Annotated in this window: 26 protein-coding genes; 18 read left to right on the forward strand and 8 right to left on the reverse strand. The window is 63.2% G+C overall.

Translation table 11 applies throughout. The features are described from left to right. Window positions 1-67 precede the first annotated feature (67 nt). Both ACH2CW_RS13925 and ACH2CW_RS13930 read left to right on the forward strand, forming a co-directional pair. Entirely contained in the window at window positions 68-586 is a 519-nt protein-coding gene (locus tag ACH2CW_RS13925) for a TIGR02281 family clan AA aspartic protease (RefSeq protein WP_395059139.1), read from the forward strand. 155 nt (window positions 587-741) lie between these two features. Further along, the gene (locus ACH2CW_RS13930) at window positions 742-1,533 is read left to right on the forward strand and encodes a hypothetical protein (RefSeq protein ID WP_395059140.1); all 792 of its coding nucleotides are present in this window, start codon (window positions 742-744) and stop codon (window positions 1,531-1,533) included. A gap of 118 nt (window positions 1,534-1,651) precedes the next feature. Here ACH2CW_RS13930 and ACH2CW_RS13935 read toward each other — a convergent pair whose 3' ends face one another. Further along, complete coding sequence (locus ACH2CW_RS13935) at window positions 1,652-3,400, reverse strand: GMC family oxidoreductase (RefSeq protein WP_395059142.1); 1,749 nt, start codon at window positions 3,398-3,400, stop codon at window positions 1,652-1,654. Window positions 3,401-3,551: 151 nt separating this feature from the next. Further along, window positions 3,552-5,084: a CoA-acylating methylmalonate-semialdehyde dehydrogenase gene (locus ACH2CW_RS13940; protein ID WP_395059144.1), complete on the reverse strand. Its 1,533-nt coding sequence runs from the start codon at window positions 5,082-5,084 to the stop codon at window positions 3,552-3,554. A 371-nt stretch (window positions 5,085-5,455) separates the two neighbouring features. Here ACH2CW_RS13940 and ACH2CW_RS13945 point away from each other — a divergent pair, with 371 nt between their 5' ends. From ACH2CW_RS13945 to ACH2CW_RS13965, 5 genes are all read left to right on the forward strand, one after another. Next, entirely contained in the window at window positions 5,456-6,613 is a 1,158-nt protein-coding gene (locus tag ACH2CW_RS13945) for an MlaE family ABC transporter permease (protein WP_395059146.1), read from the forward strand. Window position 6,614: 1 nt separating this feature from the next. Continuing rightward, a complete protein-coding gene (locus ACH2CW_RS13950) occupies window positions 6,615-7,448 on the forward strand; it encodes an ABC transporter ATP-binding protein (protein WP_395059148.1) in 834 nt (277 codons plus the stop codon). 177 nt (window positions 7,449-7,625) lie between these two features. Continuing rightward, on the forward strand, window positions 7,626-8,579 hold the full coding sequence (locus ACH2CW_RS13955) for an MlaD family protein (protein ID WP_395059150.1): 954 nt from the start codon (window positions 7,626-7,628) through the stop codon (window positions 8,577-8,579). Continuing rightward, window positions 8,576-9,271, forward strand: a complete 696-nt coding sequence (locus tag ACH2CW_RS13960) for an ABC-type transport auxiliary lipoprotein family protein (protein WP_395059152.1) — start codon at window positions 8,576-8,578, stop codon at window positions 9,269-9,271. The genes ACH2CW_RS13955 and ACH2CW_RS13960 overlap by 4 nt, the downstream gene beginning before the upstream one ends. After that, entirely contained in the window at window positions 9,250-9,951 is a 702-nt protein-coding gene (locus tag ACH2CW_RS13965) for a cyclic nucleotide-binding domain-containing protein (RefSeq protein ID WP_395059154.1), read from the forward strand. Before ACH2CW_RS13960 ends, ACH2CW_RS13965 begins: the two co-directional genes overlap by 22 nt. Before the next feature lie 46 nt (window positions 9,952-9,997). Here the strand turns inward: ACH2CW_RS13965 and ACH2CW_RS13970 are convergent, their stop codons facing one another. Then, complete coding sequence (locus tag ACH2CW_RS13970; RefSeq protein ID WP_395059156.1) at window positions 9,998-10,687, reverse strand: GntR family transcriptional regulator; 690 nt, start codon at window positions 10,685-10,687, stop codon at window positions 9,998-10,000. A gap of 153 nt (window positions 10,688-10,840) precedes the next feature. Then, window positions 10,841-11,566: an aspartate/glutamate racemase family protein gene (locus ACH2CW_RS13975; protein ID WP_395059158.1), complete on the reverse strand. Its 726-nt coding sequence runs from the start codon at window positions 11,564-11,566 to the stop codon at window positions 10,841-10,843. 313 nt (window positions 11,567-11,879) lie between these two features. On the opposite strand from ACH2CW_RS13975, the gene hydA reads away from it, so the two are divergent. The 7 genes from hydA (at window position 11,880) to ACH2CW_RS14010 (ending at window position 19,567) form a co-directional block, all read left to right on the forward strand. Then, window positions 11,880-13,313 carry a dihydropyrimidinase gene (hydA, locus tag ACH2CW_RS13980; protein WP_395059160.1) on the forward strand — a complete coding sequence of 478 codons (1,434 nt, stop codon included), beginning with the start codon at window positions 11,880-11,882 and terminating at the stop codon, window positions 13,311-13,313. Continuing rightward, window positions 13,310-14,056, forward strand: a complete 747-nt coding sequence (locus ACH2CW_RS13985) for an aspartate/glutamate racemase family protein (RefSeq protein ID WP_395059162.1) — start codon at window positions 13,310-13,312, stop codon at window positions 14,054-14,056. The genes hydA and ACH2CW_RS13985 overlap by 4 nt, the downstream gene beginning before the upstream one ends. Before the next feature lie 85 nt (window positions 14,057-14,141). Further along, window positions 14,142-15,197 (forward strand): TRAP transporter substrate-binding protein, encoded by a 1,056-nt coding sequence (locus ACH2CW_RS13990; protein WP_395059164.1) that lies wholly within the window; start codon window positions 14,142-14,144, stop codon window positions 15,195-15,197. After that, the gene (locus ACH2CW_RS13995) at window positions 15,194-15,844 is read left to right on the forward strand and encodes a TRAP transporter small permease subunit (protein WP_395059166.1); all 651 of its coding nucleotides are present in this window, start codon (window positions 15,194-15,196) and stop codon (window positions 15,842-15,844) included. The genes ACH2CW_RS13990 and ACH2CW_RS13995 overlap by 4 nt, the downstream gene beginning before the upstream one ends. Continuing rightward, window positions 15,841-17,133, forward strand: coding sequence for a TRAP transporter large permease (locus ACH2CW_RS14000; protein ID WP_395059168.1), 1,293 nt, complete (start codon window positions 15,841-15,843; stop codon window positions 17,131-17,133). Before ACH2CW_RS13995 ends, ACH2CW_RS14000 begins: the two co-directional genes overlap by 4 nt. A gap of 10 nt (window positions 17,134-17,143) precedes the next feature. Next, window positions 17,144-18,559, forward strand: a complete 1,416-nt coding sequence (locus tag ACH2CW_RS14005) for an amidase (RefSeq protein ID WP_395059170.1) — start codon at window positions 17,144-17,146, stop codon at window positions 18,557-18,559. Window positions 18,560-18,589: 30 nt separating this feature from the next. Continuing rightward, window positions 18,590-19,567: a Bug family tripartite tricarboxylate transporter substrate binding protein gene (locus tag ACH2CW_RS14010; protein WP_395059172.1), complete on the forward strand. Its 978-nt coding sequence runs from the start codon at window positions 18,590-18,592 to the stop codon at window positions 19,565-19,567. A gap of 25 nt (window positions 19,568-19,592) precedes the next feature. On the opposite strand, the gene ACH2CW_RS14015 is transcribed toward ACH2CW_RS14010, so the two are convergent. From ACH2CW_RS14015 to ACH2CW_RS14025, 3 genes are all read right to left on the reverse strand, one after another. Beyond that, the gene (locus ACH2CW_RS14015) at window positions 19,593-20,369 is read right to left on the reverse strand and encodes a fumarylacetoacetate hydrolase family protein (RefSeq protein ID WP_395059174.1); all 777 of its coding nucleotides are present in this window, start codon (window positions 20,367-20,369) and stop codon (window positions 19,593-19,595) included. A 219-nt stretch (window positions 20,370-20,588) separates the two neighbouring features. Beyond that, window positions 20,589-21,224 carry a MarC family protein gene (locus tag ACH2CW_RS14020; protein ID WP_395059176.1) on the reverse strand — a complete coding sequence of 212 codons (636 nt, stop codon included), beginning with the start codon at window positions 21,222-21,224 and terminating at the stop codon, window positions 20,589-20,591. A 130-nt stretch (window positions 21,225-21,354) separates the two neighbouring features. Then, window positions 21,355-22,101, reverse strand: coding sequence for an SDR family oxidoreductase (locus ACH2CW_RS14025; protein ID WP_395059178.1), 747 nt, complete (start codon window positions 22,099-22,101; stop codon window positions 21,355-21,357). A 92-nt stretch (window positions 22,102-22,193) separates the two neighbouring features. Here ACH2CW_RS14025 and ACH2CW_RS14030 point away from each other — a divergent pair, with 92 nt between their 5' ends. From ACH2CW_RS14030 to ACH2CW_RS14045, 4 genes are read left to right on the forward strand one after another with little or no spacing between them, the layout of a single operon-like run. Then, a complete protein-coding gene (locus ACH2CW_RS14030; protein ID WP_395059180.1) occupies window positions 22,194-22,796 on the forward strand; it encodes a 2-hydroxychromene-2-carboxylate isomerase in 603 nt (200 codons plus the stop codon). 46 nt (window positions 22,797-22,842) lie between these two features. Next, on the forward strand, window positions 22,843-23,532 hold the full coding sequence (locus ACH2CW_RS14035; RefSeq protein WP_395059182.1) for a dienelactone hydrolase family protein: 690 nt from the start codon (window positions 22,843-22,845) through the stop codon (window positions 23,530-23,532). Between the two features lie 2 nt (window positions 23,533-23,534). Next, the gene (locus ACH2CW_RS14040; RefSeq protein ID WP_395059184.1) at window positions 23,535-24,461 is read left to right on the forward strand and encodes an amidohydrolase; all 927 of its coding nucleotides are present in this window, start codon (window positions 23,535-23,537) and stop codon (window positions 24,459-24,461) included. Then, complete coding sequence (locus ACH2CW_RS14045) at window positions 24,458-25,108, forward strand: glutathione S-transferase family protein (RefSeq protein ID WP_395059186.1); 651 nt, start codon at window positions 24,458-24,460, stop codon at window positions 25,106-25,108. Before ACH2CW_RS14040 ends, ACH2CW_RS14045 begins: the two co-directional genes overlap by 4 nt. On the opposite strand, the gene ACH2CW_RS14050 is transcribed toward ACH2CW_RS14045, so the two are convergent. Then, window positions 25,105-26,259, reverse strand: coding sequence for a magnesium transporter CorA family protein (locus ACH2CW_RS14050; RefSeq protein ID WP_395059188.1), 1,155 nt, complete (start codon window positions 26,257-26,259; stop codon window positions 25,105-25,107). The two genes, ACH2CW_RS14045 and ACH2CW_RS14050, sit on opposite strands and share 4 nt — an antisense overlap. Between the last annotated feature and the right edge of the window lie 52 nt (window positions 26,260-26,311).

Raw genomic sequence — 26,311 nt, forward strand, 5'->3', positions numbered from 1 at the left:
TGGGCCCGTATCATGTTTGCTGGCCCGCGGCAGCGGAAACGGCGTCTACGCCCACCTGGATATTGGCATGAGCAACAACAGTGCGAAAGAAGTGGGTCGGGTCGGCGCCGGTCTGGCTTGGGGCCCGCTGGCCATCGTGCTGTTCTGGCTGGTGGTCATGGCGGTTTTGTATGCCTTGATGACGCAGGTACTGAAGCCGCCGCCTCTGGTGGTTTCAGCGACTGGAGAGCTGTTGATCCCCAGGGCACGCGATGGCCATTTTTATGCGCAGGGGCATATTCAGGGCAAGCCGGTGACTTTTCTTGTCGACACAGGCGCCTCGCTGGTGGTGGTCAGCGAGGCATTTGCCCGTGACGCCGGCCTGGCGGCTGGCGAGCCGACGACATTTCGGACGGCCAATGGCGAGCTGCGGGGCCGGATTGTTTCCGGCCTGACCGTCTCGGTCGGGCCCGCCAGTGTTTCCGGCACACGGGTCGGCGTGGGGCTGGTCGGCCCGGACGCCGGCGTGGCCTTGCTGGGACAGAGTTTTTTGTCCAAATTTGAACTGGTTTTTTCCGGGGAAACCATGATTTTGCGTCCCAAATAGTCTCAGGTGAGGGAGAAATGGCCGCAACGGACGACAGGCGGGCATCCACAGGGTAATAAGTTACAGCTACCCCGGTAATTCGTGACTGACAAACACGTCCAAGGCTCGTAACATTCGTTGACATTCAGGTTTTCTCTGCAAGCAGGAGGTCATCCATGTCACGAGCCGCTTTTGTTCTTTTTGCGTGGCTATTTTTCAATGGGCTTGCTCCTGCCCTGGCCGCCGATATCTCCGCCCACCAGCAGGGCGTGCTGATCAAGGGGCCGATCCAGAAAGGCGATTACGCCAAGATCGTCCAGTTTGTCCGGCACCCCGACAACTACGAGCGTTTTGCGCGATCTGTTTTTCTGGACTCTCCCGGCGGGGATTTCGATGAGACCGTCAAGATTGCCCGGCTGCTTGAGAAAAGCCACGCAGCAACCCATGTAGTTCCTGGTGCCCGTTGTTACAGCGCCTGTTTTATTTTGTGGATGAGCGGCGTCAGTCGCCATGTCCCCAGCAGTGCCAGCCTGGGGGTGCACCGGATCAATGTGAAAGTGAATGGTCAACCCATGGACCCGGCGTCTGAACGCTTTGCCAGCATCGCCCGCATCGTCGAAAATTACATGGCCGCGCTTGGCACGCCGCGTACTATTCTGGACAAGATGAACGCCACCGCGTCGGCCAATATGTTTGTGATCAACCAGCGCTGGCTGGCCGATCAGCAATTGCTGGTCGCACTGTCTTATCGCATGGGGTTCATGGACGCGGCCCAGATGCATTGCGGACCAGAACCTTATGCGGCCGCGGTCAAGGACAAAACCCCCATGACCGAGGAAGAGGCGAAAGGCTGGGGCGCGCAGATCAAGCGCTGGATGGGGTGCGCCGACGAGCTCAGGGCCCGCAATCAGAAGGCGGACGTTCTGACCATCGCGGCCCTGCTCGACGATTCAGACGCCAATCCCTGACAGGCCAGCACACGCAGTGAACGAACTTGGGGGGCTGAGTTTTTCCGCCGGGCCGCCCCAAGGAAAAATGCGCCCCCTCGGGGGGCAGAGAGTTACACGCAGTGAACGAACGTGGGGGCTATATCCCGTCCTGAATCCATTGGGCAGCCTTCTCCGCAATCATCAGCGTGGGTGAGTTGGTGTTACCACTGGTGATGAGTGGCATCACGCCGGCATCGACCACACGCAAGCCCGTGATGCCGCGCACCCGCAAGTGCGCGTCCACCACCGCCAGCGGGTCATCGGCCCTGCCCATTTTGGTGGTGCCCACCGGGTGGAAGATGGTCGTGGCAATGTCACCGGCCAGCCGCGCCAGGTCTTCATCACTTTGAAACTGCACGCCCGGACGAAACTCTTCAGGTTGGTAGCCGGCCAGTGCGCTCTGGCTCACGATGCGGCGCGTGACGCGCAGGGAGTCGGCCGCGACCTGCCGGTCTTCGGGCGTACTCAGGTAGTTGGGCGCAATCGCCGGCGCGTCTTCAAACCGGGCGCTTTTGACCTGTACCGTGCCCCGGCTGGTCGGATTCAGGTTGCAGACGCTGGCCGTGAAGGCGTTGAAGCTGTGCAGCGGCTCGCCAAAGGCATCCAGCGACAGCGGCTGCACGTGGTATTCGATGTTGGGGTAGGGCTGGTCGGGTGAGCTACGCGTGAAAGCGCCGAGTTGTGATGGCGCCATGCTCATCGGGCCGGTCTGCCGCAGTGCATATTCGAGTCCGATTTTGGCCTTGCCCCAGAGCGAGCTGCCCAGGGTGTTGAGCGTGAAGTTGTTGACCCTGCTGCCTGACGGCTTGTTGACCTTGTAGACCGAGCGGATCTGCAGATGGTCTTGCAGGTTGGCGCCCACGCCGGGCAGGTCGGCCACGACCGGGATGCCATGTTGCTGCAGCAGCGCCGCCGGGCCGATGCCAGACAATTGCAGGATGTGCGGCGAACCGATGGCGCCCGCGCTCAGGATCACTTCGCCCAGCTTGCCCTGCGCCTTGCCGGAGTCGCGCGTGGCATAAGCCAGGACGTTTTCCTGGCCGGTCCAGACCTGGACGCCGGTGCAGCGCTGGCTGCCGTCGTCCTGGCGTTCAATCACGAGTTTACTGACCTGTGCGCTGGTCCACATTTCAAAATTCGGGCGGCCAAAGCAGGCGGGCCGCAGAAAAGCCTTGGCGGTGTTCCAGCGCCAGCCATTTTTCTGGTTGACCTCAAAGTAACCCACGCCTTCGTTGTCGCCGGAGTTGAAGTCATCGGTCGCAGGAATGCCCGCTTGCTGTGCGGCTGCAGAAAAAGCGTCCAGCACGTCCCAGCGAAGCCGCTGTTTGTCGACCCGCCACTCCCCGCCCGAGCTGCGGTGGCGCAGTGTTTTCTGATAAGGCACGCCCGGATCCTGCATCAGCGCGGGTGCCGTGCCGCGTGCACCATGCATGGCGCTGGCGCCTTTGTAGTGGTCCTCGTGCAGCATGAAATGGGGCAGCGCATTGTCCCAGCGCCAGGCGTCGTCGCCCGTCAATTGCGCCCACTGGTCGTAGTCACGCGCCTGGCCACGCATGTAAATCATGCCGTTGATGCTGGAGCAGCCGCCCAGCGTCTTGCCACGCGGGTAACGCAGGCTGCGGCCATTGAGGCCGGCGTCGGGCTCGGTGTTGTAAAGCCAGTCGGTGCGCGGGTTGCCGATGCAGTACAGGTAACCGACCGGGATGTGGATCCAGTGGTAGTCGTCCTTGCGGCCAGCTTCGATCAGCAGCACACGTTTGGACGCATCGGCACTCAGGCGGTTGGCCAGCAGGCAACCGGCGGTTCCCCCTCCGACAATGATGTAGTCAAAGATGTTTTCGTTCATGCGTCTTGTCTCGTAGTTCTTCTTGTGATGCTTGCTGCTACCGCCGTTCAACTCACCGGTATTTGCCAGTGCCATCGCGGGTCCGGCTCCGCCGGCCCGCAGCGGGCGCCCCCTGAGGGGGAGGCGGCCCAAGGCCGCTTCGGGGGGGAACCTACTTCGCGGTGGGCATCACAAACTCCGCGCCCTTGCCAATACTCTCCGGCCAGCGCTGCATGATGGACTTTTGTTTGGTGTAGAAACGCACACCCTCTTCCCCATAGGCATGCATGTCGCCAAACAGGCTTTTCTTCCAGCCGCCAAAGCCGTGCCAGGCCATGGGAACCGGGATCGGCACGTTGATGCCCACCATCCCCACCTGGATGCGCCGGCTGAACTCACGCGCCACATGGCCGTCGCGCGTGAAGCAGCTCACCCCATTGCCGAACTCATGGGCGTTGATCAGATCCACTGCTTCCTTGAGGTCCTTGACCCGCACACAGCCCAGCACCGGCCCGAAGATCTCTTCCTTGTAGATCTTCATCTCCGGCGTCACATGGTCAAACAGCGTGCCGCCCATCCAGAAACCGCTCTCGCAACCGGCACCGGCATCCTTGCCGCTAAAGCTTCGGCCATCGACCAGCAACTCGGCGCCTTCCTTCACACCCGCATCGATGTAGCCGGTGATGCGGCTGTGCGCCGCCGCCGTCACGATAGGGCCCATCTCCGCATCAAGATGGACCCCGTCCTTGACGACCAGGGTTTTGGCTCTGGCCTGGAGCATGGGAACCAGCTTGTCAGCGACATCGCCGACCAGCACCGCCACCGAGATCGCCATGCAGCGCTCGCCGGCCGAGCCGTAACCGGCACCGATCAGCGCATCAACGGCCTGCTCCAGATCGGCGTCGGGCATCACCACCATGTGGTTCTTGGCCCCACCGAGCGCCTGCACCCGCTTACCGTGGTGCGCACCGGTTTCATAGATGTAGTTGGCAATCGGGGTGGAGCCCACAAACGACACCGCTTTGACGTCCGGGTGCACCAGCAGCGCATCCACCGCTTCCTTGTCACCCTGGACCACGTTGAAGACGCCGTCGGGCAGGCCGGCCTGTTTCAGGAGCTCGGCCATCAGCAAGCTGGGGCTGGGGTCGATCGGGCTGGGTTTCAAGATGAAGCAGTTACCGGCCGCAATGGCCACCGGGAACATCCACATCGGCACCATCACCGGGAAGTTAAACGGCGTGATGCCGGCCACCACACCCAGCGGCTGGCGCAGGGTCCAGTTGTCAATGCCGGTAGAGACCTGGTCGGTGAAGTCGCCTTTGAGCAGTTGCGGGATGCCGCAGGCAAATTCCACAATATCAATGCCGCGTGAGACTTCGCCCTGGGCGTCGGTGAAGACCTTGCCGTGTTCTGCGGTGATCAGGTGGGCCAGCTTGTCTTTGTTCTGGTTGAGCAGCTCAAGGAACTTGAACATCACGCGGGCGCGGCGTATCGGCGGGGTGTCGGCCCAGGCGGGGAAGGCAGCCTGGGCGGCAGCCACAGCCGCATCAACCTCGGCGGCGTTGGCCAGGGCCACCCGGCCAGTGATGGCGCCTGTGGCGGGGTTGAAGACGTCCTGGCTGCGGCCGGAGCTGCCAGCGGCTTCGTGTCCGTTGATGGCGTGGCCAATGGCCTGCGCAGTGGTGTTCACAGGGGGGCGACTCATATCGTTCATTTTCAGGCTCCAAGGGTGGGTGCCAAGATTATCGGTTGGCGACGCTGCGCACCAGAATAGTTTCCCGCAGTGGCGTCGAAACGCCTGGCAGGGTGTGGCACGACGAAGGCCACCAGTCGATTAAATGCCGGTTAGCTGCCGTGGGCCTGACAGGCCACAGGTGACTTTGCACCCGGATGCCGCCTGGACCCTGCCTGCAGGGGTCTGTAGGACAGCAAGAGGGCGTTTTGAAGCCAAATGCCGGTAGCCACGACACCTGTCGCTGCATTACGATGTTCCTGAGCAGCCCGAGGCTGCGCACCCGTGCGCCGGCTGCTGTCTGTTCTGTCCAATCACCTTCTGACGCTCCCACCATCAAAAACATGCCACTCCCGGAGGAAACCGCTGTCAGCGAATCTACTCCGCATATCGAGTCTCAGGACACCCCGGAAGGCGCCTGTTATTCGGTGCTGGGTGCGTGGACGGCGAGCGAGCTGACCGCGCGCCCAGTGTGGGATGCGCTGAGCAACCGCCTGCAATCCCTGGGTGCTGAGGCTTCGGGCAAGGACGTGCTGTGGGACTTGCGCCATATCGGGCAGCTCGATCATCTGGGCGCCCAGGTGCTCTGGAACCACTGGGACCGCCAGTGGCCAGAAAAAGTGGAGCTGGGTCCAGCGCAGCGCGCGGTGCTGGAGCGAGTCGCTGAGTTCAGCGTGGAGCGGCCCGCGATACCGCGCCAAGGCTTCAAGCAGACCTTTCTGAAGCTCGGCGAGGGACTGCTGGAAGTAGTCGATCACTTCACGGACCTGGTTGCGCTGGTGGGCCGCCTGGTGCTCAACCTCGGCAAGCTGGCCAGAAATCCGCGCGAAGGCCCATGGCGCGACCTGTCCGGCCATCTGTACCACATAGGCGCCACCGCCTTGCCGATCACTGCGCTGGTCGGTTTCCTGATCGGTGTGGTGCTGGCCTATCTGATCTCACAGCAGCTCAAGCAGTTTGGTGCGGACGCCTTCATCGTCAACATTCTGGGCATCTCGCTGATCCGCGAGCTCGGGCCGGTGCTGGCAGCCATCCTGATCGCCGGGCGCTCGGGCTCGGCCATCACCGCGCAGATTGGCGTGATGCGGGTGACGGAAGAACTCGACGCCATGCGCGTCATGGGCATTGCCCACAGCTACCGCCTGGTGATGCCGCGCGCGCTCGCGCTGGCGGTGGTGATGCCGCTGATCAGCGTCTGGACCACAGTGTCTGCATTGCTGGGCGGTATGCTGGCGGCCGATCTGGCGATGGGCATCACGCCTTCCTTTTTCATCAACGCCCTGCCGGCCGCCGTGGATGTCGCCAACCTGGCGCTGGCCACCGCCAAATCGGTGGTCTTCGGTGTGCTGATCGCGCTGATTGGCTGCCACTTCGGCTTGCGTGTCAAACCCAATACCGAGAGCCTGGGCCAGGGCACCACCGCGTCCGTCGTGACCTCCATCACTGTGGTGATTCTGGTCGACGCGCTTTTTGCCGTGCTGTTCAAGAGCATCGGGACCTGACATGGCGACGGACAACAGCAACAGTGCAGTCCCCCGCAGTGACCCGGATAAGGACGTGATCGTCGACATCGCCGGTCTGTCCACCGTCTTCACCAACGGCGACAAGCAGTCGGTGGTGCACAAGGACCTGGACCTGACGATTCAGCGGGGAGAATTCTTGTCGCTGGTTGGCGGCTCGGGCACCGGCAAGACGGTGCTGCTGCGCCAGATGTTGGGGCTGGAGCATCCCACCGCCGGTGAGATCACGGTGCTCGGCAAACCGGCGGCCGAACTCGGCAAACGCGGCGCGGCGCAACGTGTCGGCATGTTGTTCCAGCAAGGCGCGCTGTTTTCGGCCTTCACCGTGCTGGAGAACATCGCCTTCCCGCTGCGCGAGCTCAAGACTTTGCCGAGCGCGCTGATCCACGAGGCGGCCATGGTGAAACTGCAGATGGTTGGGCTGGCGCCGGAGCATGCAGACAAGATGCCCAGCGACCTGTCGGGCGGCATGGTCAAGCGGGTGTCGCTGGCGCGTGCCCTGATCATGGACCCGCCGCTGCTGCTGCTTGACGAGCCGACGGCCGGGCTGGACCCGGACAGCTCGGACAGTTTTTGCGCGCTGCTGCGCTCGCTGCACAAGGGCATGGGGCTGACGGTGGTGATGGTCACACACGACCTCGACACCTTGTTCGAACTCAGCACCCGCATTGCCGTGCTGGCCGACCAGAAAGTCATCGTCAGCGGGCCGCCGCGCGATGTGATTGCCTTCCCGCATCCTTTTATCCGCAACTTTTTTCTGGGGGAACGCGGGCAGCGCGCCATGGAGTTGCTGCGCGAATACCCCTTCACCGTCTGATGCATGGCTGCAAATTCATTTTTTGGGCGAACTGCGGCGTTGCGCGGTGCTCGCAATCCTCACGTACCTGGGTACCTTCCGGTTGCGGCGCTCCGGGCGCCTTGCATTTCATCCCAAAAATCTGAATTTTCAGCCATGCATCGCTACAGCTATTAAGAGAAGAGAGAGGTTTTCAACATGGAAAACAAAGCCCACGCCCTGGCTGCCGGCGCATTTGTGCTGGTGGTTGCCGCCTTGCTGGCCGTGCTGGCGGTCTGGCTGACCCGCGACAACGGCGAGCGCAACCTGTATGAGTTGTCCACGCGCGAGACCATTTCCGGCCTGCAGCCGCAGGCGCAGGTGCGGTTTCGCGGCGTGCCAGTTGGCAAGGTCGAGTTCATTGGTTTCGACCACAAGACGGCGGGCAATGTGCTGATTCGCATCTCGGTCGAGATCGGCACACCCCTGACGCAGTCCACTTTTGCCACCATCAGCTCACAGGGGGTGACGGGCCTGGGTTTCATCCAGCTTGAGGACGATGGCCCCTCCGCCGTGGCGCTGGTGCCTAACGATGACGATCCGCCGCGTATTCCGCTCAAACCGGGCCTCCTGGAGAAACTGATCAGCAAAGGCGAGGTCATCATGGACCAGGTCGAGGCCGCCAGCACCAAACTCAACAAGCTGCTCGGCGACGGCAACCAGCAAGCGCTGATGGGCGCAGTGAATAATTTCAGCCAGGCTGCCGACAGCATCAACAAGGTCGTGCTCAAGCTCGACCCGGTGGTGGCCAGCTTGCCCAAACTGAGCCAGGAAACCAGCGCAACCCTGAAGTCCCTGAAAACCGCCGCCGACGACGTTTCCAAGACCGCCACCAGCGTCACCGCCACCGCCGAACGGCTGAACGCCAAGGGCGGCCCCATCGACAAGGTGGCCGAAGGCGGCGCCGCGCTGGCGGCTACGGTAGAGACCTTCAGCGCCGCGACCTTGCCACGACTGGGCGAGGTGGCTGAGGAAACCGCCCGCGCCATGCGCCAGCTGCGGCGCACCGTCAATGCCGTGGACGACAACCCGCAGTCGCTGATTTTTGGCAATGGCCCGCCCACACCCGGACCGGGTGAAAAAGGCTTCACCGCTCCTGGAGGACAACCATGAACCCTTTATCTGCTATCAATACCGTAGCTGCTCGCAGCCGTCCAGCATGGGCTGCAGGCCGGTTTGGCTTGATATTTTCGTTGACCCTGCTGCTGGGCGCGTGTTCGGCCCTGCCCGACAAGCCGGTGCGCGCTGCCCTTTACGACTTTGGCCCCGGCGCGTTGACGCCGCAGCCAAGCACACGGCAAGCGCCTTTGGCACCGATTGCGCTGGCTGACATCTCCACTGCGGGCGGTGCCCTGGACAACCAGGCCGTGTTGTACCGGCTGGCTTATGACGACGCCCAGCAATTGAGGCCTTACTCGCAGGCGCGCTGGAGCATGCCGCCGGCGCAACTGCTGCGCCAGCGCCTGCGCGACGTGCTCGGCCGCAACCGCGCTGTGCTCAATGCCGGCGAAGGCCCGGCGCTCAACCGCGGCGTCAACCAGGGCGTGTTGCCACGCGTGTTGCAGCTTGACCTCGAAGAGTTCAGCCACTTCTTTGCGTCGCCTGGCAGCAGCGTCGGTCTGGTTCGTCTGCGCGCCACGCTGGTGGAAACCACGCCCAGCGGCGAAAAGCTGCTGGCCCAGCGCAACGTCACGGTGCAACGCCCAGCGCCCAGTTCCGACGCGCCCGGTGGTGTGCGCGCACTCACAGCGGCCTCTGACGCCGCGATTGACGAGATTGCGACATGGCTGCAACAGGTCCCTTGAACCCGCGCGAGGAGCGCGACGAGCGCAGCGCAGGGCCTCTCCAGGCAAGCCTGACCCCCCAGGGGGGCGTCCTTCGACAAGCTCAGGACGAACGGAGCGCGGGCGTCACCTCCCTTGAACGCAAGCTTCAGCAGGCCGGTCTGGAACTGCTCGGCAACTGCCAGAAGATGTCCGGGCGCGGACCGGGCCTGCTCGCGCATTCCGCGATGCTCGAAGATTTCACGCCGCAGGAGCTCGACACCCTGGGCGAGGCCATGTTGCTGGTCCGCGCGCAACCGGGCCAGGTGCTGATCAGCGAAGGTGACGAGGGCGACTGGATGCTGCTGCTGCTCAGCGGCACGGTCGACGTGACCAAGGCCGCGCCGCCCAGCGAGGAGGAGCCCGCATCGCAGGAAAGTTTCTCGCGCCTGGGTGTGGCCACCGAAGGCGCAGCGCTGGGCGAGATGTCCATGTTCGACCGCGACGTGCGTTACGCGACCTGCACCGCCATCGACACCGTGGAAGCCGCCGTGCTCAGCCGCGCAGCGATTGGGCAGCTGATTCGCCAGCACCCTGGCGTGGGCGCCAAGCTGGTCGTCAAAATCACCCAGCTGCTGGCGCAGCGCCTGCGCAATACCAGCCGGCGGCTGGTCAAGATGTTGCAGAAGCCTTCGAACTCAGAGGCGGGGCAGCAGAACTAAAGCCCGGCTGCAAAGCGGTCGCATCGTTCAATGCCTGCCGGAAAAATCAGGATCCAAAGACCGCTTCCAGGTCCACCTCTTCGGTGGAGCTGTCGAGCTTGAGACTGCTTTCGATATGGTCCAGGTGCTCGCGCATCAGTCGCTCGGCGCGCGCGGTGTCGCGTTTGGCAATCGCATCGATGATTTCAGAGTGCTCGTCGGCGCGACAACTGGAGGCGGTGGGTGCGTCGTACAGGATGATGATCAGGCAGGTCAGTGTGGACAATTCGCGCATGCTGCGCGCCAGTGCCGCGTTGCCGGCCAGAACCCCCACCAGTTGGTGAAACTCGCCGGACAGACGCACGACCGCGCGCTTGTCGTCGCGGCGCCGCGCGTCGAGTTCGAGCTCCTGGTGCTGGCGCAGGCGGGCTATCTTTTCAGAGGTCAAGGTGTGGATCAGACGGCGCAGCAGCGCAGGCTCAATCAGCCGGCGCGCCTCGAAAACGTCAATGGCCTGCTCTGGCGAGGGTTTGGCGACAAATGCCCCGCGCTGCGGGTAGAGGTCGACGATCTGCTCATGCGCCAGGCGGGCCAGCACCTCGCGCACGCGCGCCCGACTCACACCGAAGATGTTGGCCAGGCGGTCTTCACCGAGCTTGGTGCCGGGGTGTAGCCTGTGTTCGACGATCGCGCCGTAGATTCTTTCGTAGATATCGTCGTTGGCCGTTTCGCGTTCCAGGCGGACCTCAGGGGGCATTTTTCGCGCGTTGGGGGGCATGTCTGACGATGTGAGGTGGGGCAATGGGGCAGTAGAGGCCGGCATGACTGTCAGGGCGTCAAGCAGTCTTGCGGGCGGCCTGTCACAGCCGCAAACCATTCTATCAAGCGGTTCCGGGTCAAGACGCATGCCTTAACGCCAGTCATAGAGTTGGCCCCAGCCGCGCACGGCACTGGGGTCGACGCCAGCCACACGCAGCATGCCCCAGACCGTGGTGCTCACGGTATCGAGCAAGGGGATGCCCAGGCTGGCTTCAATCTCTCGGGCCAGGCGCGCAGCGTGCAAATTTGTACAAAAGGTGGTGATGGCCTGCGGCTGGTCCGTGGCAACGTCGGTCATCAATTTGCGCAGCGCCTCCGGCTCGACCAGCGCGAAGTCGTGGTTCACGCTGATGCCCAGGTGACGCTCGGCAACGATCTCGATGCCCAGCGCCAAATAGTTGTCGATGATGCGTCGCTGCACGTCCGCCGTGTACGGCGTCACCAGGGCCAGCCGAGAGATGCCGCGCAGCGCCATCAGTTCGTTGAGCGCCAGCACGGCCGTGGTGGCCCGGATGCCGGTGCGCGCACGGATTCGCTCGCACAGGCGGTGATCTGCATCGAAGCCCAGCCAGCCGGAGGAGGTTCCGCTCCAGCCAATCACGTCGACCTTCGCATCGGCCAGCAGTTCGGCCGCCGCCAGGATCTTGCTGTCGTCAAATTGCCCGAGCGCCTGGCCTTGCAGGGAAATCTCGGTCACCTTGAAGCGCGAGAAGTGCGCACTCACGCCGGGAATGCTGGCGGCGATGGCGCTGGTCAGCGGCTCCAGTGCGGTATTGGAAGAGGGTGTCAACACACCCAAGCGGACGGGCTGGATCATGGCGGGTTCCTGGAGAAGGGTGACACCAAGAATAAGGCATTTGAAGGAGTCGAAGGCTTTTCAATTCAGTGCCTAGAACATATTGTCGACATTAGTGTAAACGATAATGTCGCCAATTTGTTTTTGATCCATATTACGCCACATACCCCGACAGTTGAGCTAATTCGTCGGGCCCGGAATTTGCTCAGCATTTGCTTGTCCAAGTCATGAAAACTTCCACGCACCAAAACAAACCCATGCACATATTGTCGACAACAATGTATGCACTAAAGCCAACATTTATTCACCAGCGCGGTGCGCGGGAGGCTGTTTGATGGCCCGCGCGTCGTTTGATCTCGTCATCAGAAATGCGCGGGTGGCAACCGCCAGCGACATTTTCGACGCAGACATTGGCGTGATGGGTGGGCGGATCGCCCAACTCGGGACCCAATTGGGGTGCGGTGAGCGGGAAATCGATGCGGCTGGCCGCGTGGTGACACCCGGAGGTGTGGATGCGCATTGCCATCTTGATCAGCCGATGCCGCCGCCGGTGCGCATGGCGGATGACTTCGATACAGGCACGCGTGCGGCGGCTTGCGGCGGCACCACCACCGTGATTCCATTTGCGGCTCAGGAGAAGGGCCAGTCGCTGCGCGCCGCTGTGGCCGACTATCACCAACGGGCCGATGGTCGCGCGCACATTGACTACGCCTTCCATCTGATCGTCAGCGACCCGACACCGCAGGTGCTCAATGTCGAGTTGCCGGCGTTGATTGCCGAGGGCTACACCTCGTTCAAGATCTACATGACGTATGACGATCTGAAGCTCGATGACGGCCAGATCCTCGACGTCCTTGACGTGGCGCGTCAGCACGGGGCCATGGCTATGGTGCATGCGGAAAATGCCGATTGCATCGAATGGCTGACCAAGCGGCTGGAAGCCGTCGGCCGAACCGCGCCGCGTTTTCACGCCCATGCCCGGCCGATGCTGGTCGAGCGGGAGGCAACGCATCGCGCCATCGCCCTGTCGCAATTGGTGGACGTGCCCATCCTGATCGTGCATGTCTCCGGGCGCGAGGCGATCGAGCAGATCCGCTGGGCGCGCAGCCAGGGCTTGCAGGTATTTGCTGAAACCTGCCCGCAGTATCTGTTCCTGACCGCTGAGGATCTCGGCATCGACGACAGCTACCGGGGTGCGCGTTGCGTTTGCAGCCCGCCGCCGCGCGACAAGGCCAACCAGGAGGTGATCTGGAATGGCCTCAATGATGGGCTGTTCACGCTGTTCTCGTCGGATCACGCGCCGTTTAACTACGACGGCACCGAGGGCAAGAAGCCCGGTGGTGAAGAAGCTGAATTTCGTCACATTCCGAACGGTATCGCCGGCATCGAGACACGCATGGCGCTGCTGTATTCCGAAGGGGTGCTGGCTGGACGCATCACGCTGGAGAAGTTTGTCGAACTGACCTCGACCAACCCGGCCAAGGCGTATGGTCTGCATCCGCGCAAGGGCACCATCGCCATCGGCTCCGACGCCGACCTGGTGATCTGGGATGAGCGCGAGTTTGTGCTGCACAACACGCAGTTGCACCATGCTGTTGATCACACGCCTTACGAAGGAATGAGCTTGAAGGCCTGGCCTGGTCTCACGCTGTCTCGGGGTGAGGTGGTCTGGGATGGGCGCGAGTTCCATGGCCGCGCGGGCCGTGGCCACTTTCTGGCGTGTGGTGCGCCCTCGCTGCTGCCACGCCGTTCCGCGAGGCCCGCATGAAGCTGCTGCTCATCAACCCCAATATCTCGGACAGCGTGTCTGAGCTGATCCGTAGCGAAGCGCAACGCAGTGCGTCGCAGGGCACCGAGATCGAGGTGTTGACGGCGCCGTTTGGCGTGGCCTACATTGAAACGCGCTTTGAGGCGCTGATCGGCGCCTACGCGGCGGCCCAACTCGCGGCCGAACACCACGCGCGTTTCGATGCGGTGGTGGTGGCGGCTTTTGGCGATCCGGGGCTCACCGGTTTGCGAGAGGCTTTGCCGGTACCGGTGACGGGGCTCACAGAAGCGGCGTTGGCCAGTGCCTGTTTGCTGGGTCATCGCATCTCCGTCATCGCCATCTCGCAGCGCATCCAGGCCTGGTACCGCGAGGTTGTCGAATCGTATGGTCTGGGTACGCGACTGGCCAGCATCCGAGCGCTGGACCATCCTCTGGCCAGCATCGGTGATGTGCAGGAGGATCACGCGCAGGCACTGAAGGCGCTGGCTGAACGCGCGGTCGATGAAGACGGCGCCGACGTCATCGTGCTGGCCGGTGCGCCGCTGGCCGGGTTGGCGCGGTCGCTCAGGGGCCAGCTACCGGTGCCGGTGGTTGACGGTGTCTCCAGTGCGGTGCGTCATGCCGAAACCCTGGTCGCCTTGCAACCGGGCACCGCGCAACGCGGAAGTTTCTCACCGCCCCCGGTGAAGCTGAACCGCGGTTTGCCGCCTGCCATCGCGCGACTGCTTGACCGTTCAGCCTGAGCCGTGACCCGATCTGCCACGTCCACGAATAAATTTCCGCCGCCCATCCCATCCACCCTCAGCTTTCAACCGACTGGAGTTCGTCATGTCCTACCGTCCCCGCTTCAAGAGTTTCGCCGTCGTGGCAGCACTCACCGTGACACTTGCTTTGCCCGCTCACGCGCAAGACAGACTTAAATTCAAGATCATTGGTCAGCCCCTGGCCACCGGTCTGATTCAGAAGAACAAGGAGCAACCGTTTTTTGAAAACTTTGCTGCAAGAACCGGTCTGCCGATCGATGCCGACTACAAACCAATTGACACGCTGGGCATCAAGGACACCGAGCAACTGCGCGTGATGAAGGCCGGCCTGTTCGACATCGTGTCGCTGCGGGTTTCGCAGAACTCGCGTGACGAGCCCACCATCCTTGGTCTGGACCTGGTTGGCGCCAGCCCGGACTACGCGACCGGCCGCAAAGTGGCCGCCGCCTACTTTCAGACGGCCGACGAACGGCTGCAAAAGCAGTTCAATGTCAAATTGCTGGGGGTGTGGCCCTTCGGACCGCAAATCCTGTTTTGCAAGAAACCCATCAGCAAGCTGGCCGACATCAAGGGCATGAAGGTCCGTGTCTACGACCAGAATCTGGCCAAGTTCATCGAGCTGGTCGGCGCCACACCGGTCCCCGTTTCGTTTGCCGACACCCACCAGTCGCTGTCGCTGGGCGTGGTTGACTGCGCGATCACCGGCCCAAGCTCAGCCAATTCCGCCGGCTGGCCTGAGGTGACCACGCATCAGCTGCCGCTGGGCTTTCAGTTGGCACTCAACGGGTATGCGATCTCCCTGAAAGCCTGGAACCAGCTCAGCCCCGATCAGCAGGTCAAACTCAAAAGCGCCTTTGATGGCCTGACCAATGAAATCTGGCAATATTCCGAAGAGTTGTTTCAGGATGCGCTCAATTGCAATGCGGGAAAGGATCCCTGCACCACTGGCAAGAAGTTCAAGCTCGTCAACGTGCCAGTGTCGCCGGCCGATGGTGAACTGGTGCGCAGCGCGGTCACCAAGGTTTCCCTGCCGACCTGGGCCGAAATCTGTGACAAATCCAATCCGGGCTGCTCGCAAAAGTGGCGTGCCCAGGTCGCACCGGTGCTGGGGCTGAAATGAGCCAAAGTACCCTCATCAACCGGGGCGGGCCTGCCGCGGCCCCGAGTCGCAAGGGCGCCGACATGAAAGACCATATCGAGAGTGTGTTGGCCACGGTGTTCGGCGGTATCTTCCTGCTGCTGGCCGGTGTGGTTGCGGTTGAGACCATCTCGCGCAAGGTGTTCAATGTGTCACTGCAGGGCGCTGACGAGCTTGGTGGCTACGCGCTGGCCGTCGGCTCGACCATCGCTTTCAGTCTGGCGCTGATGGGGCGCAATCACATCCGTGTCGATGTGTTTCACGAAAAGTTTCCGCGTGCCATGCAGGCTTTCCTGAACTGGTTTTCCATCGTCACGCTGGCTTCTTTCGGGGCCTTTGTCGCGTGGATAGCAACCAAAGTCATCACCGACACCCTGGCCTACGGCAGCACCGCGCAGACGCCCTGGGCCACGCCGTTGATCTGGCCGCAGGCGGTCTGGTACGCGGGGCTGGCGATTTTTGCGCTGGTGGCGACAGGTTTCGCTCTGCGCGCCAGCTGGTTGCTGCTGACCGGGCGTGTCGACCTGCTCAATCATGACTTCCATCCCAAAAGCGCCAAGGAAGAGCTCAAGGAAGAACTCGACGATCTGGCCCAGCGTCAGGCGAGTGAACAGGGAGCACAGCCATGAGCCTCGGACTGTTTGGACTGGCCTTCGTCGCCATGCTGGGCATGATGCTGGCCGGTATCCCGATCGCTGTGTCGATGGCCGCGGTGGGCATCATAGGCGGCATCGCCGCTTATGGCACGCCCTTCATGGATTCGATCGCGCCGGTGGTCTGGGGCGTGCACAACGAGAACCTGCTGACCTCGATCCCGCTGTTCATCCTGCTCGGCGAGCTGTTGCTGCGCTCAGGCATTGCCGACCGCATGTACATCGCCCTGTCGGCATGGCTCGGACGCCTGCCGGGCGGGCTGTTGCACACCAACATCGGTAGTTGCGCGCTATTCGCAGCGACATCGGGCTCGTCCGTGGCCACAGCGGCCACAGTGGGCACGGTGGCGCTGCCCTCGCTGCAAAAGCGAGGTTATCCGATGCGCGCCTCACTCGGCTCGCTGGCCGCCGGCGGCACCCTGGGCATCCTGATCCCGCCCAGCGTGAACATGATCGTCTACGGCTCGCTGACCAACAACTCGATTGGCAAGCTGTTCATTGCAGGCATCATTCCGGGGCTGATGCTGACCGGCTGCTTCATGCTCTACATCGCCGTGTCGTCGCTGATGAGCGGCAACGCCATGCGCGAACCCAAGGTGCCGATGGCCGACAAGCTGCGATCGCTCGTGCACCTGGTGCCGCCGCTGGTCGTGTTCGGCATCGTGATGGGCAGCCTGTACTTCGGCATCGCCACCACCACGGAAAGCGCCGCCCTGGGCGTGATCGCGGCGCTGGGCTTCGTGCTGCACTCGGGCAAGATGAGTCGCGAACTGATGCGCACCTGCTTCATTTCCACCGCCCGCGTCAGCGGCATGATCCTGCTGATCATCACGGCGGCCTTCATCCTCAACCTGACCATCAGCCTGACCGGCGTGGCCGAGGCCATGACCAAGTGGGTGGCCGGGCTCGGGCTGTCGGCCACCGGGCTGATCCTGGCACTGATCGTGTTCTACCTGATTCTCGGCATGTTCATGGATGTGTTGTCGATGCAGGTGGCGACGATTCCGATCACCTACCCGATTGCGGTGGCGCTGGGTGTGGACCCGATCTGGTTCGGCATCTTTATCGTGCTGATGTGTGAGCTGGGTTTGATCACGCCGCCGGTGGGCATGAACCTGTTTGTGGTGCATGGCATCCGGCCCGACAAGGGCGGCATCGAGGACGCGATCTGGGGGGCGTTGCCTTACGCGATCATCATGATCCTCTTCACCTTGCTGATCCTGGCGATACCGCAAATTGTGACCTGGCTTCCGGCCCGCATGTGAGGCAGTCACCATGACCGACGCTTCCGGGCTCTGGCGCCTTTCTGCTGTTGAGTTGCAGCGCCGCTTTCGCGGGCGCTCGTTGACGCCGCTGGAGGTGGCCCAGGCCTGCCTGGCTCGACTGGAGGCTGTCAATCCGCAGCTCAATGCGGTCATTGCGCGGCGCGATACGCTCTTCCTGGAGGAGGCCAGGGCCTCCACGGTGCGCCACGCGCGGGGCCAGCCCTTGTCCGCGCTCGACGGCATACCGTTGACGGTCAAGGACAGCCTGTTCACCGCCGACCTGCCCACGACCTGGGGAACGGCGGCCTTGCGGCACGCCCAGAGCCCGCATGACGAACTGGCGGTGGCGCGCGCCCGCGCGGCCGGCGCACTCATCATCGGCAAGACCAATGTGCCCGAGTTCGCCCTGGAGGGTTACACGGCCAACCCGCTGTTTGGTGTCACCCGCAATCCCTGGGACTTGCGGCTCACGCCGGGCGGCTCCAGCGGTGGTGCCGTGGCAGCAGTGGCCAGCGGCATTGCGCCGCTGGCGATCGGCCAGGACGGCGGAGGGTCGATCCGGCGGCCGGCCGCGCATGCCGGCGTGGTGGGTCTCAAGCCCACACTCAGTGCGGTGCCGCGCGAATATGTGTTGCCCAGTCTGTTGCTGGACTTTGAAGTGATCGGCCCGCTGGCCCGCAGCGTGGCTGATGCCCGTCTGCTGTTTGAGGCCATGCGTGGCCCGTCGTCTGTTGACCGGTCTTCCCTGGCGGCGGCCTACGCTGCGGCGCAGCCGCTGCCGAAGGGCCCGCTGCGTATTCTCTATGTGGAGCGGCTGGGCAACGCACCGCTGGACCCGCAAGTGGCTGCCAGCGTGGGGCGCGCTGTGGGGCAGTTTGCAGCGCTCGGGCACCGGGTTGACGCTGGCCCATTGCCGCTGGATCTGGATTTTTTCAGTGAGGCCTGGCCACAGGTCGGCCAGATCGGGCTGGCCCGGATGTTTGAAGCGAACCCCACGTGGGAAGCGCAGGCATCGCAGAAATACCGCGACATGGCCGAGAGCGGACGGCGCCTGCCAGCGGCCAGACTCTGGCAGATCCTGGCGCACGTCGCGCAATTGCGGCGTGAGGTTGCGGCCGTGTTCACCGAGTTGGATGTCATTGTGATGCCTGCCGTTGCCGCCTTGCCGTGGGCGGCGGAACAGGCCTACCCCACCCACATCGATGGCCAGGAGGTCGGCCCGCGTGGCCACGCCATCTACACCGGCTGGGTCAACGCCGCCGGTTTGCCCGGCCTGGCGCTGCCTTGCCAGCCTTCGGTGGAAGGATTGCCGATTGGCATGCAACTCATTGGCGCCTACGGGGCGGACGAGCTGCTGCTGGACCTCGGCGCCGCTTACGAAGCGCTTGCCCCCTGGGGCGGGCGTTGGCCCGCGTTAACCCACTAATTCAACACCTTTCAATTCTGGAGACTCATCATGCAAAGACGTCATTTCATCCAGGCTGCGAGCCTGACCCCCGCCGTCCTCGGCGTACCCAGCCTGTTCGCGCAAAGCTGGCCCAGCGGCCCGATCCGCATTGTGGTCGGCTTCCCGCCAGGCGGTGGAGCCGACGCGCTCGCCCGTGTGGTGGCGCAAAAACTCGGGGTGGTGTGGAACCAGCCCGTGGTCGTCGAGAACAAGGCTGGGGCCTCGGGCACCCTGGCTGCCGAGTATGTGGCGCAGCAGCCCAGCGACGGCAGCACGTTGCTGCTGACCACCATCAACAGCCATGCCTTGGCCCCGGCCGTGTTTCCCAAGTTGCGGTACCACGCGGAGCGCGACTTTGTGCCGGTGGCGCTGCTGGGCCTGACGCCCAACCTGCTGATCGCCTCGCCATCGCAGGGTGCCAAGACGGTGAAGGACATCGTGGCCCTGTGCAAGGCGCAGCCGGGCAGGGTTACTTTCGGCTCCGCCGGTCCGGGCACGGCCCAGCATTTCGCGCTGGAGCTGTTCAAGCTGCGCGCCAGGATCGACGCCCTGCATGTGCCTTACAAAGGCAGTGGGCCTTTGCTGACCGACCTGATTGGCGGCCAGATCCAGTACAGCTTTGAAACCATGGCCGCAGCCACGCCGCATGTGAACAGCGGCCGCGTCATCGCCATCGCGCAAACACGCGGCAAACGTGTCAAGGCTTACCCGAATGTGCCGACCATGCAGGAGCAGGGTTTCGACAAGTTTGAGACCATGAACTGGTACGGCATCTCCGGGCCGGGCAAGTTGCCAGCGACTATCGCCCGCAAGATGAACCAGGACATCAATGCCGTGCTGGCGATGGCCGACGTGCAGGAGAAGTTCGATACCTTCGGCGTCGAAGACGGTGGCGGCTCCACCGAGAAATTTGCCCAGCTGGTGCAGACCGAGCTGACCAAGTGGGCCAAGGTGGCCAAGGAAGCCAAGGTCACCGTTAACGGCTGACCGGGACTCTGGCGCGGCGTGTGGGTCAGGCCGTGAAGGCCACGCGCGCTTCGCCAATACCGTCGAAGCTGGCAATCACCGTGTCGCCCGACTGCGCGTGCAGGATGCCGCACCAGGTGCCGGTCGTCACCACGCTGCCGGCGCGCAGCACCTGGCCGCCACGCGTGGCATGGCGCAGCCAGGCGGGCAACACATACGCCGGGTCACCCATCGAGTGGGCGCCGCGAAAGACCTGGGTCGGCGCGTCGCCAATCTGCACCCGACACACCTGGGCCGACCAGTCATGTGCTGCATCAAACGCCACCCAGTCGCCCAGCACCAGGGCACCATGCGATTGCAGGTCGGCGAGTTTGAGCGGTGCCGGCGCTTCCAGGCCCTGCACCCAGCGCGAGTCAACGATCTCAATGGACACGGCCATCGCATCAACCAGACGGCCGGCGCTGTCACGGTCCAGCGAGGCTGCGCCTTGCGCATCCACATCCACACCCAGACGCAGCGCAATCTCGGCCTCGATGCCGCGCATTGCAAACGGCCAGGTGCTGACCGCAGGGCTGCGCCAGATGCCGTCTGGCGGCAGCGGGGCATGTGTCTGGAGGGCGTCGCGCGAGGGTCCTCCAGTCTTCCAGTGGCGAGGCGTTTCCTGCTTGAACCACTGCAGACGTTCAGCCACGCCTTGCTGCACTTCATAGGCCAGCCCGAAGCTGGTTACACCCTGCGCGGCTTGTGCGCTATCGGCGGGGCGCTGATGGACGCGCGCCTGGACAAGCGCCTCGACGGCAGACTGGAGGGGGGTGGGGTTCATGCAGAGAGGTCTTTCCTGAAAGCGATGGCTATGGCGCGATTTTCCAGGCCGGGCTGCGCGTGGACAAGCCCTCTTTGCGTCGCGACTTTTGTGACCTCAGCAAGCACAATCGTTTCGCTGTCCGGTGCCAGCGCGGTGCCAGCAACCGGCTCATCTACATGCTACAAAATTAATAGCTGTTTGCGCTTGCTGGCTATGGGTTGAGCGCCAATTTGACTACTAACCCCGGCCGAGGATCGGAAACAGCTTGAGCAGCCCGCCGGTCATCACCTCGATCGCCAGCGCCGCCAGAATCAGGCCCATCAGGCGCGTCATCACATTGATGCCGGTTTTGCCGAGTACGCGCGCAATCGGGTCGGCCAGCGCAAAACACACCGCCGTCGCCAGGCCGATCACCACGCCGTAGCCGACCAGCGTGGCCAGTTGCAGAAAGTTCTGCGCCTTTTCGGCGTAAATCACCACGGTGGACATGGTGGCCGGGCCGGTCAGCAGCGGAATGGTCAGCGGTACCACGGCGATGCTGGCGCCCATCGCGGCTTTTTCGGCGCCGTCTTCCATCTCGTGGGTGTGCGGTTTGGCTTCGGCGGGTTGTGCGTTGAGCATGTTCATCGAGCTGATCAGCAGCAACATGCCGCCGCCGACCTGGAAGCTGGCCAGCGAGATGCTGAAAAATTCAAGAATCTGCAGACCCAGCAGCGCGCTGGTGGCGATCACCAGGAAGGCACTGAACGCGGCGGTGACGATGGTGCGGCGCCGCTGCTCGGGCGAAAAGTCGCGCGTGTAATGGATGAAAAAGGGCACGATGGCCAGCGGGTTGACGATGGCCAGCAAAGTCACCAGAGGTTTGAAGTCCATTATTGTTTGCCTTCCCTTTGTCTGTCATTGCGGACTTGATCCGCAATCCATGCCACCAACGACCAGCGGTGGTTGACGAAGCATGGATCCCGGATCGGGTCCGGGATGACAAACCGGGCCATGGCATCCATCAGCGGCCTCCTGCGATGTCGAGCAGGGCACCTGTCGTGTAGCCCGACTCGGCTCCCATCAACCAGACAATGCTTTGCGCCACCTCTTCGGCCGTGCCGGCGCGCAACATCGGTACCTGCGGTGCCAGGTCGCGCGCGCGGTCCGGCAGGCCGCCCGAGGCGTGAATGTCGGTGTCGATGATGCCGGGCCTTACCGCGTTGACACGTATGCCTTCGCCCGCCACTTCTTTGGCCAGACCGATGGTGAAGACATCCACTGCGCCCTTGGCCGCCGCATAGTCCACATACTGGCTGGGCGCGCCAAGACGGGCAGCCACACTGGAGACGTTGACAATCGCGCCGCCTCCGCCGCCGTAACGTGTGCTCATTCGTTTGACCGCTTCGCGCGCGCAAACCATGCTGCCGATGACATTGATGTCGAACATGCGCTTGAGCCGGGCCACACTCATGCCGTCCACGCGTTCGGTGCGGTCCACCACACCGGCGTTGTTGACCAGCGCCGTCAGCCGTCCGAGTTTGGCATCGACCTTTTCAAACATGGCCAGCACCTGGGCCTCGTCGGCCACATCGGCCTGCACCGTGATGGCGTTGCCGCCGCCCTGGCGGATCTGGCGCACCACCTCGTCGGCGGCCAGCGAATTGGCCGTGTAGTTGACGGCCACCGCGTACCCCTGGCGGGCGGCCAGCAGGGCGGTGGCGGCGCCTATGCCGCGCGAGGCGCCCGTGATCAAAACAACGTGGGACAAAGCCGGCCTCCAGCAAAAAAGGGCAAACCCGGTTACAACCGGGGACCAAATCAATGTACATCAATCGGCAGCAGCGCCAACAGGAGACATCCGTGAGCATCAGCATCGACTACTATTTCACGCCGCAAAGCCCGTGGACTTATCTGGGCCACCAGCGCTTTGTGCAGATCGCCGCTGCGGCCGGAGCGACGGTGCGGGTGCTGCCGGTAGACTTCGGCAAGATTTTCCCGCTGTCTGGTGGCCTGCCGCTGGGCCAGCGTGCGCCGCAGCGCCAGGCTTACCGGCTGGTCGAGTTGCAGCGTTTCAGCGAGCACCTGCAGGTGCCGCTGAACCGCCAACCCAAATTTTTCCCCGTGGGCGGCGACCCGGCTGCGCGGCTGATCACGGTGGTGGACCAGCAGGATGGCAGCGCTGCGGCCATGGCGCTGGCGGGCGCCATATTCCGCGCGGTCTGGACCGAAGAGCGCAACATTGCCGATGACCAGGTGCTGGCCGGGATTCTCAAGGAATGCGGCCGCGACGCGCAGCGGCTGGCGCAGTCGCAGTGGCTGGATATCCAGCAGTTGTATGAAGCCCATACCCAACAAGCCATCGGCGCCGGTGTGTTCGGCGCCCCCAGCTATGTGGTCAATGGCGAGATTTTCTGGGGCCAGGACCGCCTGGACCTGCTTGAGAAAAAACTCGCTGCAAAGTAAATTGAATCGTTCACCACCATCCATCCCGCATCAGGAGACTTTCACCATGCCCAACTTCATCGACCTCACATCCGCCGACGGTTTTGTGTTTCCGGCCTATGTGGTGGAGCCGGCCGGTAAACCCAAAGGCGCTGTTGTGGTGCTGCAGGAGATTTTTGGCGTCAACGCGCACATCCGCTCGGTGGCCGACGGCTACGCCGCCGCTGGTTATCTGGCTGTTGCGCCAGCCACCTTTCACCGCGTCAAGCCGGGCGTCGAGATGGGTTACACCGAGCCCGACATGAACGCTGGCTTCGCGCTCAAGACCGCCGTTGAGGAACTGCCGTCGCCCGGCGTGTTGCAGGATATTCAGGTCGCCATCAACCATGCGGCGAAGACCTCCGGCGGCAAGGTCGGCATCGTGGGTTTCTGCTGGGGCGGCCTGCTGACCTGGCGCGCGGCCTGCACTTTGTCCGGCCTGGCGGCGGCCGTGCCTTATTACGGTGGTGGCATGACAGCGGGCGATGAGCCGTCGCGCCAGCCGGCCTGCCCGGTGATGGCCCACTTCGGCAACCAGGACCACTGGATCCCGCTGGACACCGTCGAGGCCTTCAAAAAGGCACAGCCGGGCGTGGAGGTCCATGTCTACGAAGCCAACCACGGCTTCAACTGCGACCAGCGCGGCTCGTTCAACGAAGCTGCAGCCAAACTGGCCAGGCAGCGCACGCTGGATTTCTTCGCCAAACACCTGGGTTGAGCATGGCGCGCAGTCCAGTCCTTGAGTCTTTTTGGCATCTGGCCCATAGCTGGCGGGCGCAAGCAGCTATATTTTTAATAGCAACTGCACCGTTGGCCGCACAGGCTGCTGACTACGCCGGCCCCTTGTTTGACGCGCATCTGCACTACAACGAGGAAGCCTGGGACGGCCAGACCGGACCGCATGGCCCTGCCGACGTGTTGGCGCGTATGCAGCGAAACGGCGTCAAGGCCATCATCGCCAACTCCCGGCCCAACGACGGTACCAAAGCTCTGGCCTCACTGGCGCAGACCCGCCAGGCCGGCGTGACGGTGGTGCCTTTTATCCGCCTGTACCGCAACCGCGCCGACTACGACAACTGGTTCCGCGACGAGACGATTTACGAGATGGTGCAAACCGAGTTTGCGCGCGGCGTGACTGGCGCGCAGGCCGGGCCGTACAAAGGCATCGGCGAGTTCCATCTGTATGACAGCGCCAATGCGAACGGACCAGTGGCGAAAAAACTGATGCAATTTGCCGAGAAGAACAAGCTCGCCATCCTGGCGCATGTGGACGACGTGGCGATTGACCTGTTGATGGCGCATGCACCGGGCACGCGGCTGATCTGGGCGCACACCGGCATTGGCGGTGCGCCTGCTGCGCGGGTGGACGCGCTGTTTGCGAAATACCCCTTGCTGATGGGCGAGCTGTCTTACCGGCCCGGCCTGACCTGCGACAGTGGCAAGCTGTGTGGCGAGTGGCGCGCACTGCTCCTCAAGTACTCAACGCGTTTCATGATCGGCTCGGACACCTGGGTCAACCAGCGCTGGCAGTATTACGACGAGTTGATGAAGGGCTACCGCGTGTGGCTGGGCGACCTGCCGGCCGATGTGGCGCGCAAAGTCGGCTGGGACAACGGTGCCAGTTTGTTCGGCGTCAAGGAGCCATGATCCATCTGCACTACTACCCGAGCACCGCCGCCATGGTGCCGCACATCCTGCTCGAAGAAATCGGCGTACCTTACCAGCGCGTGCTGGTGGACCGCACACAAAACGCCCACAAGGCGCCGGACTATCTGAGGCTCAACCCGAATGGGCTGATTCCGGTGTTGGTGGACGCGGATCTGGTGCTGTATGAGACCGCCGCGATCTGCCTGCATTTGTGCGACACCCATCCCGAAGCGGGTTTGGCGCCGGCCCTGGGCACAGCCAGGCGCGCACACTTCTACAAGTGGCTGATGTGGTTGACCAATACGCTGCAGGCCACGCTGATCACTTATTTTTACCCCGAGCGTTCGGTGGCTCCGGGCAATAGCGCCGGCGCCGCCGAGGTCAAGGCGCAGGCCGAAACCAGAATCAGCGGCTTGCTGAACCAGCTCGATGCTGAACTGGCTCGCCACGGTGGGCCTTGGTTTGGAGGCGATGACTACAGCATGCTCGATGCGTATGTGTTCACGCTGTGCCGCTGGACGCGCAACTTCGCATCACCCGCCGCCCGAACCCGGCCGCAGCTCGGCCCGTATCTGCAGCGCATGCTGGCGCGGCCTGCAGTGCAGCGTGTGCTGGTGGCCGAGGGCCTGACGCCGCCCTTTGTCTAGCGCGCGGTTCTGGCGAGGTACTGCTTGCGCCAGAACACCGTCCCCACGGCGATGATCAGCACAATCATGAAGCCGAAGATCCACCAGAAGCCGTAACGCGTGTGGATCAGCGGCAAAAACTCGAAGTTCATGCCGAAAAATCCGGTGATCAGGTTCAGCGGCAGAAAAATGGCGGTCAGCGCCGTCAACGTCCGCATGATGCTGTTGGTGCGATTGCTTTGCGCGCTGAAGTGGATCTGCACCACGGTTTCAGCGGATTGTTCCAGTCGGCGTGCGTGGTGCACCACGCGCTGGATGTGTTCAATCACGTCGCGCGCGCGTGCCACCATCTGGTCACGGCGTGACTGCGCGAGCTGGGCATCGGCGGCAAACGACGACATCGGCTGCTCGCGCAGCGAGTCCAGCCATTCCTGCATCGCGTCGTGCTGTTCGTCGCACAGGTCTTCGAGCACATGCAATTGGCTGCGCGCGCCCATCAGCGAGCCCCAGTTGATGAACCGCGAGTTGGGTTTGAGCAATTCGCCCTGCCAGTGCTCGAGCTGCGTCGTGAGCTCCTTGCGCACATCGAGGTAGCTGTCGACCATCGCGTTGACCATGCGCAGCACCAGGTCGGCCGGGCTGGACGGAATGCGGCTGCGCGCCGACACCGCGTCCACGCTGAATTTGGCGTCTGTCAGCGAGCGTTCGATGAAACTTTTGGCGGTGTAACAGCCGCGCGGGTGCACGCTGATCAGGAGTCGGTCGAACACCACAAAACCCACCGCGCGCGAGCTGATGCGGTTGAAGGCGGCCAGGCCGCCGCGCGGTTTGATGCGCGGCTGCCCGCCTTGGCCGTGATAGGCCTCGACGGCGGCCTCGTGCTCGGCTTCGGCGCGAGTCTCTACCTGGGTCGCCAGCCGCCGGAAGATGATCAGGTCGTAAATCGAGGTGAAGTCGTAGTGCGAGGGATGGGCGGCATTGCCCAGGTCCTGGCAGTGCAGGTCCAGCAGCGCCGAGCCGCCTATTTTTTGCGCAGCTTGCTGCATGAGCGACTGGTGGGATTCGAACTCGTCGCGGTCAAAAAATATCCAGACGAAGCCATCGGCAGGCGGCTGCGCAGGCAAGGCGTCCGAGAAACGCAGGCTGTCGGCGGTGAATTCAACAATTTGCACGGTGTCTGTCCGGTTGATCGTCAAATAATGACCAAATTGGCCTGCAGCCCAT

Source organism: Polaromonas sp. (assembly GCF_043778355.1).
In the GTDB taxonomy this organism is placed as follows: Bacteria; Pseudomonadota; Gammaproteobacteria; order Burkholderiales; family Burkholderiaceae_C; genus Polaromonas.

Excerpts from the sequence above, each read along its gene's own strand:
- ACH2CW_RS13925 (WP_395059139.1), top strand. The coding sequence starts at position 68 with ATGAGCAACAACAGTGCGAAAGAAGTGGGTCGGGTCGGCGCCGGTCTG.
- ACH2CW_RS13930 (WP_395059140.1), top strand. The coding sequence starts at position 742 with ATGTCACGAGCCGCTTTTGTTCTTTTTGCGTGGCTATTTTTCAATGGG.
- ACH2CW_RS13935 (WP_395059142.1), bottom strand. The coding sequence starts at position 3,400 with ATGAACGAAAACATCTTTGACTACATCATTGTCGGAGGGGGAACCGCC.
- ACH2CW_RS13940 (WP_395059144.1), bottom strand. The coding sequence starts at position 5,084 with ATGAGTCGCCCCCCTGTGAACACCACTGCGCAGGCCATTGGCCACGCC.
- ACH2CW_RS13945 (WP_395059146.1), top strand. The coding sequence starts at position 5,456 with ATGCCACTCCCGGAGGAAACCGCTGTCAGCGAATCTACTCCGCATATC.
- ACH2CW_RS13950 (WP_395059148.1), top strand. The coding sequence starts at position 6,615 with ATGGCGACGGACAACAGCAACAGTGCAGTCCCCCGCAGTGACCCGGAT.
- ACH2CW_RS13955 (WP_395059150.1), top strand. The coding sequence starts at position 7,626 with ATGGAAAACAAAGCCCACGCCCTGGCTGCCGGCGCATTTGTGCTGGTG.
- ACH2CW_RS13960 (WP_395059152.1), top strand. The coding sequence starts at position 8,576 with ATGAACCCTTTATCTGCTATCAATACCGTAGCTGCTCGCAGCCGTCCA.
- ACH2CW_RS13965 (WP_395059154.1), top strand. The coding sequence starts at position 9,250 with ATGGCTGCAACAGGTCCCTTGAACCCGCGCGAGGAGCGCGACGAGCGC.
- ACH2CW_RS13970 (WP_395059156.1), bottom strand. The coding sequence starts at position 10,687 with ATGCCCCCTGAGGTCCGCCTGGAACGCGAAACGGCCAACGACGATATC.
- ACH2CW_RS13975 (WP_395059158.1), bottom strand. The coding sequence starts at position 11,566 with ATGATCCAGCCCGTCCGCTTGGGTGTGTTGACACCCTCTTCCAATACC.
- hydA (WP_395059160.1), top strand. The coding sequence starts at position 11,880 with ATGGCCCGCGCGTCGTTTGATCTCGTCATCAGAAATGCGCGGGTGGCA.
- ACH2CW_RS13985 (WP_395059162.1), top strand. The coding sequence starts at position 13,310 with ATGAAGCTGCTGCTCATCAACCCCAATATCTCGGACAGCGTGTCTGAG.
- ACH2CW_RS13990 (WP_395059164.1), top strand. The coding sequence starts at position 14,142 with ATGTCCTACCGTCCCCGCTTCAAGAGTTTCGCCGTCGTGGCAGCACTC.
- ACH2CW_RS13995 (WP_395059166.1), top strand. The coding sequence starts at position 15,194 with ATGAGCCAAAGTACCCTCATCAACCGGGGCGGGCCTGCCGCGGCCCCG.
- ACH2CW_RS14000 (WP_395059168.1), top strand. The coding sequence starts at position 15,841 with ATGAGCCTCGGACTGTTTGGACTGGCCTTCGTCGCCATGCTGGGCATG.
- ACH2CW_RS14005 (WP_395059170.1), top strand. The coding sequence starts at position 17,144 with ATGACCGACGCTTCCGGGCTCTGGCGCCTTTCTGCTGTTGAGTTGCAG.
- ACH2CW_RS14010 (WP_395059172.1), top strand. The coding sequence starts at position 18,590 with ATGCAAAGACGTCATTTCATCCAGGCTGCGAGCCTGACCCCCGCCGTC.
- ACH2CW_RS14015 (WP_395059174.1), bottom strand. The coding sequence starts at position 20,369 with ATGAACCCCACCCCCCTCCAGTCTGCCGTCGAGGCGCTTGTCCAGGCG.
- ACH2CW_RS14020 (WP_395059176.1), bottom strand. The coding sequence starts at position 21,224 with ATGGACTTCAAACCTCTGGTGACTTTGCTGGCCATCGTCAACCCGCTG.
- ACH2CW_RS14035 (WP_395059182.1), top strand. The coding sequence starts at position 22,843 with ATGCCCAACTTCATCGACCTCACATCCGCCGACGGTTTTGTGTTTCCG.
- ACH2CW_RS14040 (WP_395059184.1), top strand. The coding sequence starts at position 23,535 with ATGGCGCGCAGTCCAGTCCTTGAGTCTTTTTGGCATCTGGCCCATAGC.
- ACH2CW_RS14045 (WP_395059186.1), top strand. The coding sequence starts at position 24,458 with ATGATCCATCTGCACTACTACCCGAGCACCGCCGCCATGGTGCCGCAC.